This is a genomic window from Polaribacter sp. Z022, from assembly GCF_023555495.1.
In the GTDB taxonomy this organism is placed as follows: domain Bacteria; phylum Bacteroidota; class Bacteroidia; order Flavobacteriales; family Flavobacteriaceae; genus Polaribacter.
In genome coordinates, this window is the sequence record NZ_JALCZO010000002.1 from 631,787 (window position 1) to 650,831 (window position 19,045).

The 19,045-nt window shown below is 27.0% G+C and carries 26 protein-coding genes; 11 read left to right on the forward strand and 15 right to left on the reverse strand.

Annotated features, from left to right (window positions below):
- The first annotated feature begins 9 nt into the window (after positions 1-9).
- The 4 genes from MPF13_RS06600 to MPF13_RS06615 all read left to right on the forward strand — a co-directional run bounded on the left by MPF13_RS06600 (position 10) and on the right by MPF13_RS06615 (position 1,630).
- A complete protein-coding gene (locus MPF13_RS06600; RefSeq protein WP_249981559.1) occupies positions 10-99 on the forward strand; it encodes a T9SS type A sorting domain-containing protein in 90 nt (29 codons plus the stop codon).
- Positions 99-1,040, forward strand: coding sequence for an NAD(P)H-dependent flavin oxidoreductase (locus MPF13_RS06605; RefSeq protein WP_249981560.1), 942 nt, complete (start codon positions 99-101; stop codon positions 1,038-1,040). Before MPF13_RS06600 ends, MPF13_RS06605 begins: the two co-directional genes overlap by 1 nt.
- Positions 1,041-1,156: 116 nt before the next feature.
- Positions 1,157-1,348 (forward strand): cold-shock protein, encoded by a 192-nt coding sequence (locus tag MPF13_RS06610; protein ID WP_077809452.1) that lies wholly within the window; start codon positions 1,157-1,159, stop codon positions 1,346-1,348.
- Positions 1,349-1,432: 84 nt separating this feature from the next.
- Complete coding sequence (locus MPF13_RS06615) at positions 1,433-1,630, forward strand: YwbE family protein (protein ID WP_284041150.1); 198 nt, start codon at positions 1,433-1,435, stop codon at positions 1,628-1,630.
- A 3-nt stretch (positions 1,631-1,633) separates the two neighbouring features.
- Here MPF13_RS06615 and MPF13_RS06620 read toward each other — a convergent pair whose 3' ends face one another.
- From MPF13_RS06620 to mtaB, 4 genes are all read right to left on the reverse strand, one after another.
- Positions 1,634-2,536 carry a lytic transglycosylase domain-containing protein gene (locus tag MPF13_RS06620; RefSeq protein ID WP_249981561.1) on the reverse strand — a complete coding sequence of 301 codons (903 nt, stop codon included), beginning with the start codon at positions 2,534-2,536 and terminating at the stop codon, positions 1,634-1,636.
- 46 nt (positions 2,537-2,582) lie between these two features.
- A complete protein-coding gene (locus MPF13_RS06625) occupies positions 2,583-3,242 on the reverse strand; it encodes an alpha/beta hydrolase family protein (RefSeq protein WP_249981562.1) in 660 nt (219 codons plus the stop codon).
- Between the two features lie 2 nt (positions 3,243-3,244).
- Positions 3,245-3,955, reverse strand: coding sequence for a DUF6438 domain-containing protein (locus MPF13_RS06630; RefSeq protein WP_249981563.1), 711 nt, complete (start codon positions 3,953-3,955; stop codon positions 3,245-3,247).
- 75 nt (positions 3,956-4,030) lie between these two features.
- On the reverse strand, positions 4,031-5,344 hold the full coding sequence (gene mtaB, locus MPF13_RS06635) for a tRNA (N(6)-L-threonylcarbamoyladenosine(37)-C(2))-methylthiotransferase MtaB (RefSeq protein WP_249981564.1): 1,314 nt from the start codon (positions 5,342-5,344) through the stop codon (positions 4,031-4,033).
- Positions 5,345-5,435: 91 nt separating this feature from the next.
- Here mtaB and MPF13_RS06640 point away from each other — a divergent pair, with 91 nt between their 5' ends.
- Both MPF13_RS06640 and MPF13_RS06645 read left to right on the forward strand, forming a co-directional pair.
- Positions 5,436-5,933 carry a GNAT family N-acetyltransferase gene (locus MPF13_RS06640; protein ID WP_249981565.1) on the forward strand — a complete coding sequence of 166 codons (498 nt, stop codon included), beginning with the start codon at positions 5,436-5,438 and terminating at the stop codon, positions 5,931-5,933.
- Positions 5,930-7,099, forward strand: coding sequence for an NAD(P)/FAD-dependent oxidoreductase (locus MPF13_RS06645; protein ID WP_249981566.1), 1,170 nt, complete (start codon positions 5,930-5,932; stop codon positions 7,097-7,099). Before MPF13_RS06640 ends, MPF13_RS06645 begins: the two co-directional genes overlap by 4 nt.
- A gap of 2 nt (positions 7,100-7,101) precedes the next feature.
- Here the strand turns inward: MPF13_RS06645 and MPF13_RS06650 are convergent, their stop codons facing one another.
- The 7 genes from MPF13_RS06650 to MPF13_RS06680 all read right to left on the reverse strand — a co-directional run bounded on the left by MPF13_RS06650 (position 7,102) and on the right by MPF13_RS06680 (position 13,228).
- The gene (locus MPF13_RS06650) at positions 7,102-8,118 is read right to left on the reverse strand and encodes an endonuclease/exonuclease/phosphatase family protein (protein ID WP_249981567.1); all 1,017 of its coding nucleotides are present in this window, start codon (positions 8,116-8,118) and stop codon (positions 7,102-7,104) included.
- Between the two features lie 3 nt (positions 8,119-8,121).
- On the reverse strand, positions 8,122-8,979 hold the full coding sequence (locus tag MPF13_RS06655; protein ID WP_249981568.1) for a rhomboid family intramembrane serine protease: 858 nt from the start codon (positions 8,977-8,979) through the stop codon (positions 8,122-8,124).
- Complete coding sequence (locus MPF13_RS06660; RefSeq protein WP_249981569.1) at positions 8,979-9,707, reverse strand: rhomboid family intramembrane serine protease; 729 nt, start codon at positions 9,705-9,707, stop codon at positions 8,979-8,981. The genes MPF13_RS06655 and MPF13_RS06660 overlap by 1 nt, the downstream gene beginning before the upstream one ends.
- A gap of 2 nt (positions 9,708-9,709) precedes the next feature.
- Entirely contained in the window at positions 9,710-11,524 is a 1,815-nt protein-coding gene (gene mutL, locus MPF13_RS06665) for a DNA mismatch repair endonuclease MutL (protein ID WP_249981570.1), read from the reverse strand.
- A complete protein-coding gene (locus MPF13_RS06670) occupies positions 11,524-11,799 on the reverse strand; it encodes a riboflavin synthase subunit beta (RefSeq protein ID WP_249981571.1) in 276 nt (91 codons plus the stop codon). Before MPF13_RS06670 ends, mutL begins: the two co-directional genes overlap by 1 nt.
- Positions 11,800-11,947: 148 nt before the next feature.
- Positions 11,948-12,454, reverse strand: a complete 507-nt coding sequence (gene ribH, locus MPF13_RS06675; protein WP_249981572.1) for a 6,7-dimethyl-8-ribityllumazine synthase — start codon at positions 12,452-12,454, stop codon at positions 11,948-11,950.
- 9 nt (positions 12,455-12,463) lie between these two features.
- A complete protein-coding gene (locus MPF13_RS06680; RefSeq protein ID WP_249981573.1) occupies positions 12,464-13,228 on the reverse strand; it encodes a tetratricopeptide repeat protein in 765 nt (254 codons plus the stop codon).
- A 114-nt stretch (positions 13,229-13,342) separates the two neighbouring features.
- On the opposite strand from MPF13_RS06680, the gene recF reads away from it, so the two are divergent.
- The gene (gene recF / locus MPF13_RS06685; RefSeq protein ID WP_249981574.1) at positions 13,343-14,422 is read left to right on the forward strand and encodes a DNA replication/repair protein RecF; all 1,080 of its coding nucleotides are present in this window, start codon (positions 13,343-13,345) and stop codon (positions 14,420-14,422) included.
- On the forward strand, positions 14,422-14,718 hold the full coding sequence (locus MPF13_RS06690) for a DciA family protein (protein WP_249981575.1): 297 nt from the start codon (positions 14,422-14,424) through the stop codon (positions 14,716-14,718). The genes recF and MPF13_RS06690 overlap by 1 nt, the downstream gene beginning before the upstream one ends.
- Before the next feature lie 79 nt (positions 14,719-14,797).
- Here the strand turns inward: MPF13_RS06690 and MPF13_RS06695 are convergent, their stop codons facing one another.
- The 4 genes from MPF13_RS06695 to MPF13_RS06710 all read right to left on the reverse strand — a co-directional run bounded on the left by MPF13_RS06695 (position 14,798) and on the right by MPF13_RS06710 (position 16,689).
- On the reverse strand, positions 14,798-15,301 hold the full coding sequence (locus MPF13_RS06695) for a hypothetical protein (protein ID WP_249981576.1): 504 nt from the start codon (positions 15,299-15,301) through the stop codon (positions 14,798-14,800).
- Between the two features lie 25 nt (positions 15,302-15,326).
- Complete coding sequence (locus MPF13_RS06700) at positions 15,327-15,878, reverse strand: DUF1572 family protein (protein WP_249981577.1); 552 nt, start codon at positions 15,876-15,878, stop codon at positions 15,327-15,329.
- Positions 15,871-16,104 carry a hypothetical protein gene (locus MPF13_RS06705; protein ID WP_249981578.1) on the reverse strand — a complete coding sequence of 78 codons (234 nt, stop codon included), beginning with the start codon at positions 16,102-16,104 and terminating at the stop codon, positions 15,871-15,873. Before MPF13_RS06705 ends, MPF13_RS06700 begins: the two co-directional genes overlap by 8 nt.
- Before the next feature lie 165 nt (positions 16,105-16,269).
- Positions 16,270-16,689: a nucleoside-diphosphate kinase gene (locus MPF13_RS06710; protein WP_249981579.1), complete on the reverse strand. Its 420-nt coding sequence runs from the start codon at positions 16,687-16,689 to the stop codon at positions 16,270-16,272.
- A 100-nt stretch (positions 16,690-16,789) separates the two neighbouring features.
- Between MPF13_RS06710 and MPF13_RS06715 the strand changes: the two genes are divergently transcribed.
- The 3 genes from MPF13_RS06715 to MPF13_RS06725 are packed head-to-tail and all read left to right on the forward strand — an operon-like array spanning position 16,790 to position 19,045.
- On the forward strand, positions 16,790-17,818 hold the full coding sequence (locus MPF13_RS06715) for a DHH family phosphoesterase (RefSeq protein ID WP_249981580.1): 1,029 nt from the start codon (positions 16,790-16,792) through the stop codon (positions 17,816-17,818).
- On the forward strand, positions 17,808-18,338 hold the full coding sequence (gene gldI / locus MPF13_RS06720; protein ID WP_249981581.1) for a gliding motility-associated peptidyl-prolyl isomerase GldI: 531 nt from the start codon (positions 17,808-17,810) through the stop codon (positions 18,336-18,338). Before MPF13_RS06715 ends, gldI begins: the two co-directional genes overlap by 11 nt.
- A gap of 8 nt (positions 18,339-18,346) precedes the next feature.
- Positions 18,347-19,045, forward strand: coding sequence for an FKBP-type peptidyl-prolyl cis-trans isomerase (locus MPF13_RS06725; RefSeq protein WP_249981582.1), 699 nt, complete (start codon positions 18,347-18,349; stop codon positions 19,043-19,045).

Here is a 19,045-nt window from a genome sequence, read left to right on the forward strand (position 1 = left end):
TCTAAAATTATGGATATTTCGTTTTTAGAAATTGGAATTTATATTCTTAAATTTTCAAAAGATAATCAACAAAAAACTTTAAAATTGATTAAAGAATAATGACAAATAAAATTACAGAACTTTTAAATATTGATTTTCCTATTATTCAAGGAGGAATGGTTTGGGTTTCTGGTTGGAAACTAGCTTCAGCTGTTTCTAATGCTGGTGGTTTAGGTTTAATTGGTGCTGGTTCTATGTACCCAGAAGTATTAAGAGAACATATACAAAAATGTAAAAAAGCTACAGACAAACCTTTTGGTGTAAATGTGCCAATGTTATATCCTGATATTCAAAAAATAATGGATATTATAATAGAAGAAGGAGTAAAGATTGTTTTTACTTCTGCAGGAAACCCTAAAACTTGGACTTCTTTTTTAAAAGAAAAAGGTATAACTGTTGTACATGTTGTTAGTTCTGTAAAATTTGCATTAAAAGCTGAAGCAGCTGGAGTAGATGCAGTTGTTTGCGAAGGTTTTGAAGCAGGTGGTCATAATGGAAGGGAAGAAACTACTACTTTTACTTTGATACCTATGGTTACAGAACAAGTTAAAATACCAGTAATTGCAGCTGGAGGAATTGGTTCTGGAAGAGGAATGTTAGCAGCAATGGTTTTGGGGGCAGATGGTGTGCAAATTGGAAGTAAATTTGCTGCTACAGTAGAATCTTCTGCTCATCAAAAATTTAAAGAAGTTATTGTTGATGTAAAAGATGGAGATACACAATTGACTTTAAAAGAATTGGCACCTGTAAGATTAGTTAAGAATCAATTTTTTAATGAAGTACAAGAATTATATAAAACAAATCCATCTAAAGAAGAATTAAATAAATTATTAGGAAGAGCAAGAGCAAAAAAAGGAATGTTTGAAGGAGATTTAGTGAATGGTGAGCTAGAAATTGGTCAAATTGCAGGCTTAATTCATGAAATTAAACCTGTAAAAGAAGTTTTTAATGAAATAATTGAAGAATTTAATAGTGTTAAGTCCTTAATTCATAGGTTTTAGCAAGGTTAATTAAAAGAAAGTCAACATTTTATGCTATTCTAAAATTATTGGCACTATCTTTGCAATTCAATAAAACGTTGTTAGTACTTAAATTAACAACACAATAATTTTTTATAATGAATAAAGGTACCGTAAAATTTTTCAATGAATCTAAAGGATTTGGATTTATCACTGAAGAAGGAACAAACAAAGAACATTTTGTACATGTGTCAGGATTAGTTGACGAAATTCGTGAAAACGATGAAGTTGAGTTTGACTTACAAGATGGAAGAAAAGGATTAAACGCAGTAAACGTAAGAGTTATATAATTATATATTACTAGTTAATTTTTTATCAAAAAGCCTATCAATAATTGATAGGCTTTTTTTATTTTAGATTTATAATTAATTTTTATGATTGACGGAAGACAAAGAAAAAATATTAAGATTGGTTTATTTGTAGCTGTTGTACAAAAACCACATCAAAAATCAGGAGAACTAACAGAAGGTAAAATAGCTAAAATATTAACTAAATCTCCAAATCATCCTCATGGAATTAAAGTTCAGCTAGAATCTGGAATAGTAGGTAGAGTTAAAAATATTATTGAGTAACGATTATTTTATAGGAATTTTAATTTCGTATAACTTTCTACTTTTATTATTCAATTTATTTTCTCTTAACCAAGGATTATGCATTTTAAATTCTTTATAATTTAGTCCGAATTTTTTAGCAAAATTTGTAATATTAGAAATTGCAGTATCTACTCTTATAGTTCTTGTTTTAGCAAGTGTATATAAGTCTTCTTGATCATAAACAAAACCATATTTCTTAGGATTTGTAATTACTTCTTTTAAGGCTATGATTCTAAAAACATATCTTTCAGTTTCATCTGGTAATAAAGCATCATAATAATTATCTACTTCTTGAGATTTTAATCTTTTAGCAATTCCGTAATTTCCTGCATTATAAGCAGCAGCAGCAAGTGTCCAAGAACCAAAGCGTTCTCTAGATTTTTTTAAATATTCTGCAGCAACTTTTGTAGATTTTTCAATATTATAACGTTCGTCTACATTTTTATTTATTTCTAAGCCAAATTCTTTACCTGTGGTTTTCATAAAATGCCACATACCAGCAGCACCTACAGAAGAGGTTTCATCTATAAAAGCACTTTCTGCCAATGCTAAAAATTTAAAATCATCTGGTAAATCATACTTTTTTAATAAAGGTTCTAAAATAGGAAAGTATTTATTAGCTCTTTTTATAAGTAATAAACCATTAGATTGCCAATAAGTATTTACTAAAAGCTCTCTATCCATTCTTTCTCTAACATCAGAAATTTCTAAAGGAACTCTTTCTCCTGCTAAATTTAAATTATCTGGTAGTTTTAAAGACTTAATTTTATAAGTTTTATGCGTACTTGTTTTTGGGTCTGAAACAGATTTGTTAATTGCGTTGTAAAATAAAAACGTAATTGTTAGTACGCTTAGTAAAGATAGTATACGTAAAGATCTATTCATGATTGTGCAGTTTTTCTTTTTTTTAAAGTATGAAATTTATTGGAAACTAAAAAGTTAAAACTTCATCAATAATTTTCGATATTTTTTTTGCTTTTGTAATAATCATTACATGGTTTGCACCTTGTATTTTAATACAGTTTTTTATATTTTTAATAGGAAACACTTTGTCTTTAACTCCATGAATATGAACAATGTTTTCTGTTGCTAAATTTTGTTCCCATTTAATAACATTTCTAATAGACCAATTTAAGTACAATTGATTTCTGACCGATAAATATTTTTTATAAATATCTGCTCTCTTTTTTAAAGATTTTCCTAAGAAATATTGAGCATAATCTTCAAAATTAGAAACAACTTTTGTAGGAAAAACTTTATAAGCTTTTGTAAATTTTACCATTTGAAATCTCTTAGGTAATTCATTATGATGTTTTACACTAGAAATGATAATTACTTTTTTAGCATCTATATATTTACTCATTTCTTGTACCATAATTCCACCAAAAGATACCCCCACTAAAACAGGGTTTTTATCTTTTACATCATCACTCATTCTCATAGCATAATTAGCAATTGTTTCTTCTAATGCTAAGGGAGTTTTCCATTCTAAATAATGTAATTCGTATTTGTCTTCTGGTAAGTTTAAATTTTCAAAAATTTCTGGACCTGCAGCTAAACCAGGAACAAAATATATTGGAGTTTTTTTCATTCTTATTCAATCAATTTTTTTTCAAACAAAATATCTTCGAATGCTTCATATGCCAATGCCAATTCTAAAGGAACATTTTTCCAAAGTTTAATTTCTATTTGCTTTTTATTATGTGTAATAAAAGTACTAGGATAATCCATTACAGATTTGGTAGAATAGCTATCAAAATAAGTGCCAAAAGACGTTTTATCAAACATGTTTTTTATCTTATTCATTTGAGATTCTGTGATTGTAAATTCTTGTTTTCCTAGGGTTGAAACATTTTCAATTCCGTTAAAAATAACAGTTCCGTTTTTAAAAAGAATTACATCGTAAACAGCACAATCTCCAGAACAATGTGTTTTACTCACTTTTACAAAAGTATTTTCGGCAATGTTTTTAATATTGTCAATAGTTTTTGATGTATTAATTTCTACAGAAGTAAATTCATTAGAAGATTTTAAACGTTCTATCCAAAAGTCTTTTTTATCTATAGGTACTTGAATTAAAGCAGCTTTTAAGTATGTATTATCTATAACAAGTTCTTGCCATTTTAAGCTACTGTTTTCAATTAATGCTTTTGCATCTGCAATTTTTTTTGGGTTTTTAAGAACAATAATTAATTCTTCTTGAGTTTTTACAATTACTTTTTCTTTTATTTCTTTACTTATAGCTTCTTCTTTATTTACTTTTTCTGTTTTAATAATTTTGTTTTTAGTCTCTTTTTTTTGCACTTTTATACAACTCAGAGTAATTAGAAAAAATGATAATAAGAAATATTTCATAGCAATTATATGTTAAGTGTTTATTTAAAAATTGAATCTTACTAAGCCATCTTCGTCAATTTCAGTTAATGTAACTGTGTGTAAAGTGTTTACTAATTCTGGATTCCAAGGTGTTTTTACTTTTACATAGTTTTCTGTAAACCCATGTATATAACCTTCTTTATTTTCACTTTCAAATAAAACAGTTAACGTATTTCCTATTTGAGTTTCATAAAAAGAACGTCTTTTTTTAGCAGATAAACCACGTAACATTTTACTACGTTTTGCTCTAACTTTTTTAGGAACAACACCTTCTAAATGCACAGCTTCAGTATTTGGTCTTTCAGAGTATGTAAATACATGCAAATAAGAAATGTCCATTTCATTTAAATAATTGTAGGTTTCTAAAAATAATTCATCTGTTTCACCAGGAAAACCAACAATTACATCAACACCTATACAAGCATTAGGCATTACTTCTTTAATTTTTGTAACTCTATTTGTGTAAGTGTTAGATAAATACCTACGTTTCATTTTCTTTAATAAATTGTCACTACCAGATTGTAATGGAATATGAAAATGAGGTACAAATGAGTTTGATTTAGAAACAAATTCTATAGTTTCATCTTTTAGTAAATTTGGTTCTATAGATGATATTCTTAAACGATGAATTCCATCAACTTTGTCTAACTCTTTTACTAATTCTAAAAAAGTATGTTCGTGTTTTTTATTACCAAATTCTCCTTTTCCATAATCGCCAATATTAACACCAGTTAAAACAATTTCTTTTATTCCTCTAGATGATATTTCTTTAGCGTTATTGATTACGTTTTCTAAAGTATCACTTCTAGAAATACCTCTAGCAAGAGGAATTGTACAGTAAGTACATTTATAATCGCAACCATCTTGTACTTTTAAAAACGCACGAGTTCTATCTCCAATAGAATAAGAGCCAACATAAAAATCAGCATCAGAAATTTCACAAGAATGTACTTCTCCAATATTATTTTTGGTTAAATCATTAATATAACTTGTTACATTAAATTTTTCTGTGGCACCTAAAACCAAATCAACACCATCTACATTGGCTAATTCTTCTGGTTTTAATTGAGCATAACATCCTACAGCAATTAAAAAAGCTTCCTCATTTTTCTTTAAAGCATTTTTTACAATTGTTTTAAATCTTTTATCTGCATTGTCTGTAACAGAACATGTATTAATTACATACACATCTGCAGTTTCTTCAAAATCTACACGTTCAAAACCTTCGCTCACAAAATTACGAGCAATAGTAGAAGTTTCTGAGAAGTTTAATTTACATCCTAAGGTGTAAAAAGCAACTTTTTTTTCTGCGTTCATTATTATTTATATAAACTTTTAAAGTTCTAGTTGTATATTTACAAATAACTGTCTTAGACAGTTAAGCAAATGCAAAAGTACGATATTATTCATGATTTTTGAAACAGAAAACTTATTAGTTAGAAGACTTCTTTTAGATGATTTACAAGGCTTTCATGAGCTTGAAAGTAACCCTAAAGTATTACAATATGCTACAGGAAATCCTAAGTCTTTATTTGAAAATGAAAAAGAGTTAAAAGAATTAATTTTGAAGTATGAAAAACCCAATAATGATTTTTGGATTTTTGCAATTATAAGAAAGGAAGATGATACTTTTGTAGGTACAGTTGCCTTGGTAAAAGATAATTTAGAGGATGAAATTGGGTATCGTTTTCTTGAAGTATTTTGGGGTTTAGGTTATGGTTCTGAACTATGTAAGGGGTTAATTACTTATTGTAAAAAAATAGGTTTGAAAAAGATAATTGGTAATGTTGTAGACGTAAATAAAGCTTCTGCTAAAATATTAGAAAAGAATAATTTTAAGGTTGTTAAGAAGTTTATAAGTGATGATATAAAATTACCAGAAACAAAATATGAATTGTATTTATGAATGAAATAGAAAAAACAGATGTTTGCATTATTGGATCTGGTCCTTCTGGTGCAGCTACTTCTATTATGTTATCTAAACTAAATATACCACATTGTATTATTGATAAAGCTACTTTTCCAAGAGATAAAACATGTGGAGATGGTTTAATACTTTATGCATATAAATCTTTAAAAACCTTAGGAGAAGACCTGTTTAATGATTTTTTAAATCATCCTAAGTTTATTCATAGTAAGCGCATTAAACTTAATGTTAGCAATACTTTAAATTTAAATTTTAGAGAAAGTAAAGATAGAAATATGGTTATTTCTTATGCAAAACGTATAGATTTTGATGATTTCTTGGTTAAAAATTTATCTAAAGAATACGCAAAAACATATTTTGGAAATGGGGTAAAGACTTTAAAAAAAGATAAAAATGGTATTCTAATAAAATTAAAAGATGGTAAAGAAATATTTACAAAATTAGTTGTAGGTGCAGATGGAGCTAATTCTATAGTATCTAGAAAGTTAGCAAAAAATAAAGTTTTTAAAAACTTAACATCAACTTTTGTTAGTACTTATTTTAAAGATGTAAATAATTTGCCATCAGATAATAGAGCAGAAATTAGATTAATTTACAAAAAAATGCTTTTGTTTTTTTATATTTTTCCTCTTTCTGATGGACAAGTAAATGTAAGTTTAGGAGGACGTTCTGATCATATTAAAAAATATGATATTAATTTAATTAAAGAAATAGAAGAAATAATTAATTCAAATAAAAATGTAAAGGATATTTTTTTAAATGCTTCTAAAGTTAAGCCTTGGAGAGGTTGGACTATCCCTTTTCATTTTGGAAATCATAATATTATTGGAGATAACTTTTTATTAGTTGGTGATGCAGCTGGTTTAGCAAATGCATTTTATAAAGAAGGAATTGGTACAGGTATGATGTCTGGTATTATTGCTGCAAAAAACATTGAAAAATGTATAAAAAACAATAATTACAGTTTAAATGAATTAAAAAATTACGAGAATGATTTAAAAAGAGAATTTAAAAAACTATTAAAGTTTAGTCATTTTACTTTACGAATAGCAAAATTTAAAGCCCTATTTTATAGTATTATATTTTTATTCAAAAAAAGTATTGAAGCTAGATCTTATAGTTTGATAAAAAAAAGAAGTTATTAATTTTATTTTGTCCAATTAACTCTAGCTAGAATAGGGTAGTGGTCTGAGTATTTTACAGAATAAGAATTAAATTGATTAATAACTGCTTTATCGTCTGTAAAAATAAAATCTATTCTCATAGGAAAAGGGTATTTAAAAGTTTTTCCAAATCCTTTTCCAGCTTCTATAAAAGCATCTTTTTTGTTTTTAGAAATTTGATTGTAAACCCAAGAATATGCTGTGTTATTAAAATCGCCACAAACAATTTTTTTCCCTTCCCAACTTTTTTCATGAGCTAAAAATATTTCTGTTTGTTCTGCTTGTTGTTTAAAACCAGCTTTTAATCTTTGAATTAATTTCTCTGAGTTTTCTTGACCAAAATTTTCTTTATCTGGAGATATATTTAACGATTGTAAATGCAAATTATAAACTCTAATTGTATCTTGGTTTCTAACAATATCTGCAAAAATGATATTATTTGATGTGTTTTCTAGTTTTAAAGACCCCGTTTTAACAATAGGTAATTTAGAGTAGATAGCCATTCCAAAACGTCCTCTAGCATATTTTTTTTGAATGTATTTATAAGGGAAATCCAACATATATTTTGTGTTAGACATGTTTTCTTGAACAGTTAAAATATCTGGATCGTTTTCTTTAATAAAAGAAGAAATTTTGTTTTCTATATTTTCTTCATCTAACCATTTCCAATGATTAAACATTCTAACATTATAACTCATTATCTTCAAATCAGAATTTAATGAAGTATTTTTTTTAGAAATTTTATAAAATGGTGTAATTGTAAACCAACCTATTAATAATATAAATGAGGAAAGTAAAAGTTGTTTTTTTAGCTTAATTAACCAATAAATAACAAAAGCAATATTTATTAATAACAGAATAGGAACAAATAAACTTAAAATTGCAAATACAGGTATTGTTGTAGGAGAAACATAAGGCAATAAATAAGATAATAACAATAGAGTTGCTATTAAAGAGTTTATTATATATAAGAGTTTATCTATGGGGGATAGTTTCTTCATTTGCTATTTTCTTCCTTGTTTAAACAGAAATTCTTTTTCTGCTTTGGTTAAGGTATCATAACCAGATTTACTTATCTTATCTAAAATACTATCAATTTGTTGTTGATTTAATGATGTATTTTGATTTGATTTTACTGGTTTTTTCTTCGGTGTTTTATACACTTTTTTAAATGGCGTCTTTTTTGAAGTAAACAAAGATGATATACCATCAAAAATTTTAATTTCTTTATTAGAAGCTTGTTTTACATATAAAAAACCAAACAATGCACCACCTAAATGTGCAAAATTTCCACCAGCATTTCCTCCAGATAAAGCTAAAATGTCTAAACCAACCCAAATGGCAGCTAAGTGCCATAATTTTACAAAACCAATAAACCTAAATTTTAATTGATAATTAGGCATGTATGTTGCTATACCTATAAAAATAGCAGAAATACCTGCAGAAGCACCTACTAAAACAGAAGATTCATTATCAAATAGTGGAAAATAATTTTGACTTAATAAAAACAAAATCCCACCAAATAAGGTTCCCAATAAATAAAAACTTAATAGTTGTTTTTGAGTGAAGTACTCTATAAACAAGTTTCCTATAAAGTATAAAACTATTAAATTCATTAAAATGTGAATAAAATCAGCATGTAAAAAACCATAAGAAATAATGGACCAAGGTTTTGTTAAAACAGATGAAAAACTATCATCTAAAGAAAACCATTCAAAAACAAAATTTAATTCTCCTTTATATAAACCTTGAAAAACATTTATAAATAGCGTTAGTATAAATACAGCAAGATTTATGTAGATTAATTTTTCTACAATATTCCCTTTTTTATAACGTAATTTTATGTCGTTTATAAAACTCATTAATGTACTTTAAATTGATTTTTTTTCCAATACCAAGCAATGATAAAACCTATTAAAGCACCACCAATATGTGCAAAATGTGCTACATTTCCAATAGAATATTTAGTCATACCAAAGAAAATATCACCTAAAAGAATTACAGGAATAAAATATTTAGCAGCTATTGGAACTGGAAAGAATATCAAAGCTAACTTTGCATCTTTAAAATACATACCAAAAGCTACTAAAATTCCATAAACTGCTCCAGATGCACCAACAGCAGGTGTATGATACAAGCTATAAAACTTAATCATTTCTTCATTAGATATTGTAATTCTAGAATCGTTATAACTTCCTACATTTAAAATATTTTGAATTTCTGCATTTGATAAACCAAAGTCTAACAGTTGCTCATAAATTCCATTAAATTGATAATAGTTTGCCAAAGTATAAATTAAACCAGCACCAATACCAGCAGAAAAATAGAAAAATATAAATTTATTTTTTCCCCACATTTGTTCTAAAGGTGTACCAAAAGCCCACAAACCATACATATTAAATAATATATGACCAAAACTACCATGCATAAACATATGTGTTACATATTGCCAAAAACCAAAATGTTCATTTTTAGGATAATGTAAAGCAAGCACATTAGAAAAATCTAATTTTAAAAGTTGTGGTGCAACAAATAAAATTACATTTATTATTATAAGGTGTTTTATTGCTTCTGTTAGTTTATTATTCATAATTAACTATTAAATAAATTATCTATCTCGTTTAAAGTTAATGTTTTAAAAGTTGGTTTTCCAAAAGGAGAAATAGTAGGTTCTTTGCAAGAAAATAAATCATTAACCAAACCTTCTTGTTCTTTTTCAGATAGTTGTGTGCCTGTTTTTATTGATAATGTTTTAGCAAATGACTTTGCCATTACATCAAAATGACTAAAACTTGCATCTGGCACTTCTAAATCTATATCACTTAATAACTCTTCTAATATAATAGTTATTTTACTTTCTGTTACAGAAACAGGAATTCCTTTTATTGTTACACTATCTTTTGTAAACTCATCAAAAGAAAAACCTGCGTTTTCTAACTCAGTTTTAATAGTGTAAATCATTTCTATTTCTGCAGAAGAAAAAGAAATTTTAACAGGAAACAATAATTGCTGACTATTTGCTTCTTTAACAGTAATACTCTCTAAAAACTCTTCATATAAAATACGTTGATGTGCTAAAGATTGATTTATTAAAACAACACCAGATTTAATAGAATTCAACAAATATTTACGTTGAATTTGAAATGTTTTTTGGGTTTTTATTTCTTGTTGATTGTCAAATAATTCTTCTTGTTTTTCTACTGTTTCTATTGAAGTAGAAGTATATAAAGATTCCCAACTTTCTGTATGTTTTTCTGTTTTGTAGGGAAAATTAATTTCTTTTTTTTGTTCTTCTTTAAACGGATTAAAATCTGGATCTACAGCTATTTTTGGAACTGAAGTAGATTTTGGTTTTGAATTAAAATGATAAGGTGTATCTAGATTTGCATCCCTGTTAAAATCTAATAATGGAGCAACATTATATTGTCCTAAGCTATGTTTAACAGTAGCTCTTAACATTGCATACAATGCTTTTTCATTATCAAACTTAATTTCTGTTTTTGTAGGATGAATGTTAATGTCTATTGTATTTGCAGGAACTGTTAAATACAAAAAGTAGGAGGGATGTGAACCTTGTTCTAATAAACCATCAAATGCATTTACAACTGCATGATTTAAGTAAGAACTTTTTATAAAACGATCATTCACAAAAAAGAATTGTTCTCCTCTTTTACGTTTAGAAAACTCTGGTTTTGCAACAAAACCTTCAATAGAAACAATATCTGTATGTTCGTTTATAGGTACTAACTTTTCATTCATTTTAGCACCAAAAACTGCAACAATACGTTTTCTAAGATTACTACTTTTTAAATGATAAACTTCATTGTTATTATGATGTAATAAAAAAGCAATGGTTGGATGTGCTAAAGCAACTCTTTGAAATTCATCTATAATATGACGTGTTTCTACAGTATCTGACTTTAAGAAATTTCTTCTTGCAGGTATATTGTAAAATAAGTTTTTAACAGCTAAACTTGTTCCTTTACTTGTAGAAACAAAGTCTTGAGAAATAATTTTACTTCCTTCAATTTTAATAGAAGTACCTAATTCTTCGTTTTCTTGTTTTGTTTTTAGCTCTACATGAGCAATAGCAGCTATAGAGGCTAAAGCTTCTCCTCTAAAACCTTTGGTACATAAATTAAATAAATCTTCTGCTTTCTGTATTTTAGAAGTTGCATGTCTTTCAAAACACATTCTAGCATCAGTTGCACTCATGCCTTTACCATCATCAATAACCTGAATTAAAGTTTTACCAGCGTCTTTTAAAAGTAATTTTATGTTTGTTGCACCAGCATCAATAGCATTTTCTAATAATTCTTTAACAACAGAAGCAGGTCTTTGCACAACTTCTCCTGCTGCAATTTGGTTAGCAACATGATCTGGTAATAGTTGAATAATATCCGACATTAATTTCTTTTGAAAATAGATAAATCGAAATCTATAATGTACAAAAAGATAAGTACTAAAATTGCGATGATAATTAAAAGTGATTTGTTTACACTTTTATCTGAATTTTTTAAATCATACATTGCATCATTAAACTTACCTTTTAAGCTTTTATTTTTACCAGTAGTAGTTCTAAACTGATCTAGTTTATGCTCTATTTTAAAAGGATTTCCTTCTCCTTTATAAAAACGAGGTTGGTAATCAAATTTTTTATGTGTACGTTTTAAAAATCCCATAGTTTTATAAATAATTGGTTAAAAATGATTTAGAGAAATCAATTATTATACCAATTGTATAAGTATTCCAAATTTAAATAAATTAAAGGAATTCTTCAAAAAATGATGTTAAAAGTGTTCTTAATATTCTATTAAAAAAAATAATAGATTAAAAACCTATACTTTCTGTAGTAGTATCAATGTTTTTAAGAGCAGCCATTTTTACTGCAGCTACTGCACATTCTATACCTTTATTACCTAATTTACCTCCAGATCTGTCTAAAGATTGTTGCTTGGTATTGTCTGTTAAAACACAGAAAATTACAGGAACATCGTATTTAATATTTAAATCTACAATTCCTTGAGTAACACCTTCACAAACAAAATCGAAATGTTTTGTTTCTCCTTGAATAACGTTTCCAATTGCAATAATAGCATCTACTTGCTGAGATTCTATCATTTTTTTACAACCATAAACTAACTCAAAACTACCAGGTACATCCCAAGAAATTATGTTTTCTTTAGTTGCACCACAGTCTATTAATGTTTCTATTGCACCTTTATGAAGGTTTTCTGTAATTTCAGGATTCCATTCTGAAACAACAATCCCAAATCGAAAAGAATTCGCATTTGGGATTGTTGCTTTATCGTAATATGATAAGTTTGTAGTTGCCATATGTTTTATTTAGTTAGCATATTTAGCAGCTGCTATATATTTTTCTATATCTCTACCTTGATCAGATTTAGAAAAGTTGGTTTTAATTTTAGAAAATAATGATTCAGCTTTACTGTAATCTTTTAAATCCATAGCAATTTGACCTGCTTTAAATAAATATAATGGAGTAGTAAATTCATTATTTTTCTTGTTAGCTGCTTTTTCATAATAATCTAAAGCATCTTTTGGCTGATTAATATCTGCAAAAGCGTCTCCAATTGCTCCTAAAGATACAGGACCTAACATTTCATCATCAGAATTAAATTTACTTAAAAATTCAATTGCTTTGTCATATTTTTTCATTTGTAAGTAAGAAACACCAGCATAATAGTTTGCTAAGTTTCCTGCTTCTGTACCACTAAAAGATTCAGCAATATCTAAAAAACCATATTTTCCATCAGCTCCTTCTAAACCTAACGTTAATAAAGAGTCAATTCCAGATCCTGCAGTTGCAGCTTCATCAAAATATTTTCTTGGAAAAGCTAACTCGTTAGAAGCTTCTGTTTCATTAGGTTCTACAACATATTTGTTATAACCTAAATATGCTAAAAAGATAACAACAACAGCTATTAAAGCCGTAAATAATGGTTTACTGTTTTTTTCAATCCATTGTTCAGATTTAGAAGCAGTTTCGTCTAAAGTATTTAAAACTCCAGCTGTTTCGTATTCTGATTCATCAATTTGATTTTCTTGTTTTTTACCTACTGCTTTATATTTCTTCTTGTATGTTGCCATATTTCCTTAAAAATTAGTGGCGACAAAAATAGTTTTTTTAATTGGATTTTAAAAGCGTATAATTCGGTAAATTTTCAATAATTTGCAAAACGTTTTCAATATCTAATTCTATTCATGTATTTACAAAAAATTTCTTTAGTTAATTTTAAAAATATAGAGTCGCAATCTTTTGATTTTCAGCAAAAAATAAATTGTTTTGTGGGTAATAATGGTATTGGAAAAACAAATGTTCTTGATGCAATTTATTACTTATCTTTTACAAAAAGTTACTTTAATTCTGTTGCTGGACAAAATATTAGACATGGTGAAGCCTTTTTTATGATAGAAGGAGATTACCTTTTAAAAGATAGAAAAGAGACAATTGTTTGTAGTCTTAAAAAAGGACAAAAGAAAGTTTTAAAACGTAATGGTAAAAATTATGAAAAATTTTCTGAACATATAGGTCAATTACCTTTGGTAATAATTTCTCCTGCAGATAGAGATTTGGTTACAGAAGGAAGTGATACTAGAAGAAAATTTATTGATGGTGTAATTTCTCAACAAAACAAAGGCTATTTAAAAGATTTATTGTCTTATAATAAAGTATTAAGTCAAAGAAATGCTTTGTTAAAATATTTTGCAGCAAATAGAACTTTTGATGCTTTAAATTTAAGTGTTTACGATGAGCAACTTACAGATTTTGGAAGCAGAATATATGAAGTTAGAAAAAGTTTTTTAGAAGAGTTTATTCCTATTTTTAATGAGAAGTATCAAATAATATCTGGAGATAAAGAACGTGTTAATTTAAAATATAAAAGTCAATTGCATGATTTTTCTATGCAAGACTTATTACAAAGTTCATTACATAAAGATAAAATAATTCAATACACAACTGTTGGTGTACATAAAGATGATTTAAATTTTCAAATTGGAGATTATGCTATTAAAAAATTTGGTTCTCAAGGACAACAAAAATCGTATTTAATTGCTTTAAAATTGGCACAATTTGAGTTTATAAAAAAACAATCTAATGTAACACCTATATTGTTGCTAGATGATATTTTTGATAAGTTAGATGAAAATAGAGTTGCCCAAATTATTGACTTAGTAAATAATGATGAATTTGGTCAAATATTTATAACAGATACCCATTCTGAAAGAACAGAAAATATTTTAAAACAAGGAAACAAAGAATATCAAATATTTAAGTTGTAATGGCAAAAAGAGAAAACGATTCATTTTCAATACAAGATTTAATGAAGTCTTTTATTAAGGAAAATAACTTGAGTAAAGGAATGCAAAAAATAAAAGTAGAAGAAACTTGGACAAAAATGATGGGACCAGGTGTTGCAAACCATACAACTTCTGTTAAATTACAAAATAAAACATTGGTAATACAATTGTCTTCTTCTGTTTTGCGTGAAGAATTAAGTTATGGAAAAGATAAGATTATTAAAATGATGAATGAAGAAATAGGAGAGGGAGTTATTTCTAAATTGATGTTGGTTTAATATTTTAACTTCTTATTGTAAAACAGTTTTTTTTGTTAATGAAATATTAGAAGTGTTTGTATTCTTTTTTAGGAACAGTTTATTCAAAAAGGTTTTCAATTAATTTTTCAGTCCTTTTATTATCTTTTTTATGAAACAAAACTATTTTATTATACTGTCCGTTATTATTAAGATCTATAAATGTTAACTCATTATTATTTTCTAAAACAATACTAAACTCTTCAAAGGCTCCATCTTCGTCTTTGTCTACACATTTTCCTATTATATTTCCGTAAGAATTATAATTGATAGATTTTTCAAAAACTCCATTTTCATTTAAATCATAATTTGAGAGAACTCTATTGCCATATATGTCATGAACTGTAATAACTTCATAGTTGTTATCATAGTTTTTGTCTATAAATTTATTCGCTAATTTGTTGTTATTCTTCCAATAACTGTATAATATTTCTTCATTTTCACTCCATTCAAAACTAAAATTTTTACTGTCCATTAAGTATTTGTTTTCCTTTTTTAGATTGCAATAAAGGAAACTTAAAACTATAATAACAATAGAAAGTATTGTAATTATTATTTTATTCATTTTCATTTGATTTTTAGTAATTAATTTATAAATCGTTTGTAAAATGTTCTTTTCTTTTCGGTTTAGAAAATTTCTCTTTATTGTATTTTTTGGATTCTCCTTTTGGGATAGAGAGCGAATTCCAATTTTCATTTTGAATTATTTTCCCAATAAATACAATTTGTCCTACATGATAAGAATAATGAGCAATTTGTCTATTTATAGCCTCAACAACTGAGTGCCCCATATTTCTAATGTAAACTTCTTTTTCTAGGTCATTTTCAGTTAATGGGATAATGGCATTAAACAAACAATCCCAACCTTCATTCCATTTAGATAGTAACTCTTTTTTTGTTTTTATATCATTATCAAATTCTTCATCTCTTTTTCTCCATGTTTTTTCTCCATCAGAATTTAAAAAATCTGTCCAACGTGAAAGCATATTTCCATTTAGATGTTTTACAATCATAGCAATGCTATTGCTTTCTTCATTTGCTTTCCAAAACAACTTATCTTCTGTTATTTGCTCAAAAGTTTTATCTCCGAGAATTTTATAATATTCAAATTGTTTTCTAATACTTTCTAAATAGCTATTCATTTTTTACAGGATTGTTTTTGTCAAATTCTTTTTTGAATTTATAATAGAAAAAAAGATTCATAAAAAAAGTAAAAAATAAAGTTTGAAAAATAATTTTCCAAATTTCAAACTCATCTCCATCATAGTAGTTTAATCCAGCAGTAGCAATTGCATAAGCAATTCCAGTAAATACTCCTGTTTTTAGTGTTTTTTTTGTGTAAGATTTCATCATTTTCTTCTTCAGCATTTGTGTTTGCAGTTTTTTCTCAATGAAGAGAATTTTTCATACAACTTGTTAGCAGCAGTTTTTATGTAAAGATAATTTATTTATGTGTTATTAAAAACAAAAAAAACTCACAACCTAAGTTGTGAGTTTTTTAATATTTTAAACTAAGAATTTTTAATATTCCTATTAAAATTGCTCTCTTCCAGAAAAATGAAAGTTTCCTTCAATTTCTGCATTTTCGTCAGAATCAGAACCATGTACAGCATTTTCTCCCATAGAAGTAGCATATAATTTTCTAATTGTACCTTCTGCAGCATCAGCAGGATTTGTAGCACCAATTAAAGTTCTAAAATCTTCTACAGCATTTTCTTTTTCTAAGATTGCAGCTACAATTGGTCCACGTGTCATAAACTCTACCAATTCACCAAAAAACGGACGCTCATTATGCACAGCATAAAAAGTTTCAGCATCAGCTACAGTCATTTGAGTTTTCTTTAAAGCTACAATTCTAAATCCTGCAGCATTAATTTTTTCTAAAATTGCACCAGTATGACCGTTTTCAACTGCATCTGGTTTAAGCATTGTAAATGTTCTATTTGTTGCCATATTATTGACTTTTTAATTTCTAAAAGGTTAATTAAATCTGTTATACAAATTCGCCGCGAAATTACATAATTTTTTTAATTAAATTGTATATTCGCCACTTATGATTTTAAAAGGATTTGAAGAGTTAAAAAGCTTTCTTGAAAAACCAAGAAATATTGTAGTTGTAGGACATAGAAATCCTGATGGAGATGCTATGGGTGCAACTTTGGCTTTAAAGCATTATTTAGATAAAAAAGGACACAAAGCAACAGTTGTAGTGCCCAATGAATATCCAGAGTTCTTACATTGGTTACCAGGTTCTAAAACAACGTATCGTTTTGATTGGCAAAATAGTCAATCTCAAAGAGCAATTAATGAATCTGATATTATTTTTCTTTTAGACTTTAATGCTTTACACAGGGTAGGTTCTGATATGCAAAATACTTTAGAAAAATATCCAAACAATTTTGCAATGATAGATCATCATCAACAACCAGATGATGTAAAATATATGTATTCTGATGTTACTATTTGTTCTACTTGCCAAATGGTATATCAATTTATAGAAATGAATAACGATTTAGATTTAATAGATGCAGATATTGCAACTTGTTTGTATACAGGTATCATGACAGATACTGGTTCTTTTAGATTTAGATCTACAACAAGTACAACACATAGAATTATTGCAGCTTTAATAGATAAAGGAGCAGAAAATGATAAAATTCATAATAATGTGTATGATGCAAATTCTTATAATAGATTGTTATTATTAGGACAAGCATTAAGTAATTTACAAATTTTACCTACTTATAAAACAGCGTATATTACTTTAACTACCGAAGAAAAAAAGCGTTTCGATTTTCAGAAAGGAGATACTGAAGGAATTGTAAATTACGCTCTTTCTTTAAAAGGAATTATTTTTGCTGCTATTTTTATTGAAGATGCAGACCAAAGTATTGTGAAAATTTCTTTTAGATCTAAAGGTAGTTTTTCTGTAAATCAATTTTCTAGAAACCATTTTAATGGAGGTGGACATGATAATGCAGCTGGTGGAAAATCTGACGAATCAATGGCAAAAACAGTAACTAAATTTACGTCACTTTTACCAAATTATAAAAATGAATTAGAAGCTTCTTATGAAAATTAAAATTTTAATTTTTGTTTGTGTGTTTTGTTTGGGGTGCTCTAAAGTGGCACCTAGAAAACCAATTAAACCCAAACCATCTACAACTATTTTAAAAGAAACTATTAAAGAATCTAAAAGATTAAATAAAGTTGAAGATGAAAAAATTTTAGATTTAATTAAAAAAGATTCTACAACAAATTATTTGGTTTCTGCCAAAGGTTTTTGGTACACGTATGTTACAAAAATAGATGGTGTGTTGCCAACACCAAAAGCTGAAGATGAAGTAACTTTGACTTATAATATTACAGATTTAAATGGTAATGTAATTTATACCAAAGAAAATTTAGGCCTTAAAACATACAAAGTAGATAAAGAAGATTTTATTTCTGCACTTCAATCAGGAATAAAGTTGATGAAAGTAGGAGAAACCATTACATTTGTCATTCCATCTTATAATGCTTTTGGTATTTCTGGAGATGGAAATAAAATAGGAGTTAATCAATCAATAAAAAGTACAGTAACATTAATAAATATTAAATAAATAGAAAAATGAGAATAATAAAAAGTATTTTATCAATTGCAGTTGTTGCATCAATGGTATCATGTGGTAACCAAGTAAAAGAAGTAAAATCTTTAGAAACAGAAATAGATTCTGTTAGTTATGCAATTGGTTTAACTATGTCTAGTCAATTAAAAACTGGTTTTGATGAAGTAAATACAGCTGTTTTAACTCAAGCAATTAGAAACGGTTTAGATTCAACTAATTTATTACTTGAAAATAAAGACGTTCAAAATGTAATAAGAAATTACTTTCAAAAAAAGCAATTAGCTAAACAAAAAGAAGCTTTAGCAAAATCTCAAGTTTATAAAAAAGAAGGTGTAGATTTTTTAGAAGCTAATAAGTCTAAAGAAGGAGTTGTTACTACTGCAAGTGGTTTACAATACATTGTTTTAAAAGAAGGAAAAGGTAAAAAACCAACTACAGCATCTAGAGTTAAAGTACATTATCATGGTACACTTTTAGACGGTACTGTTTTTGATAGTTCTGTTGATAAAGGAACTCCTGCAGAATTTGGTGTAACTCAAGTTATAAAAGGATGGACAGAAGGTTTACAATTAATGAATGTAGGTTCTAAGTATAAATTCTTTATTCCAGAAGAATTAGCTTACGGAGCAAACCCAAGACCAGGTGTAATTAAACCTTTAATGGCTTTAGTTTTTGAAGTAGAGTTATTAGAAATTAAATAA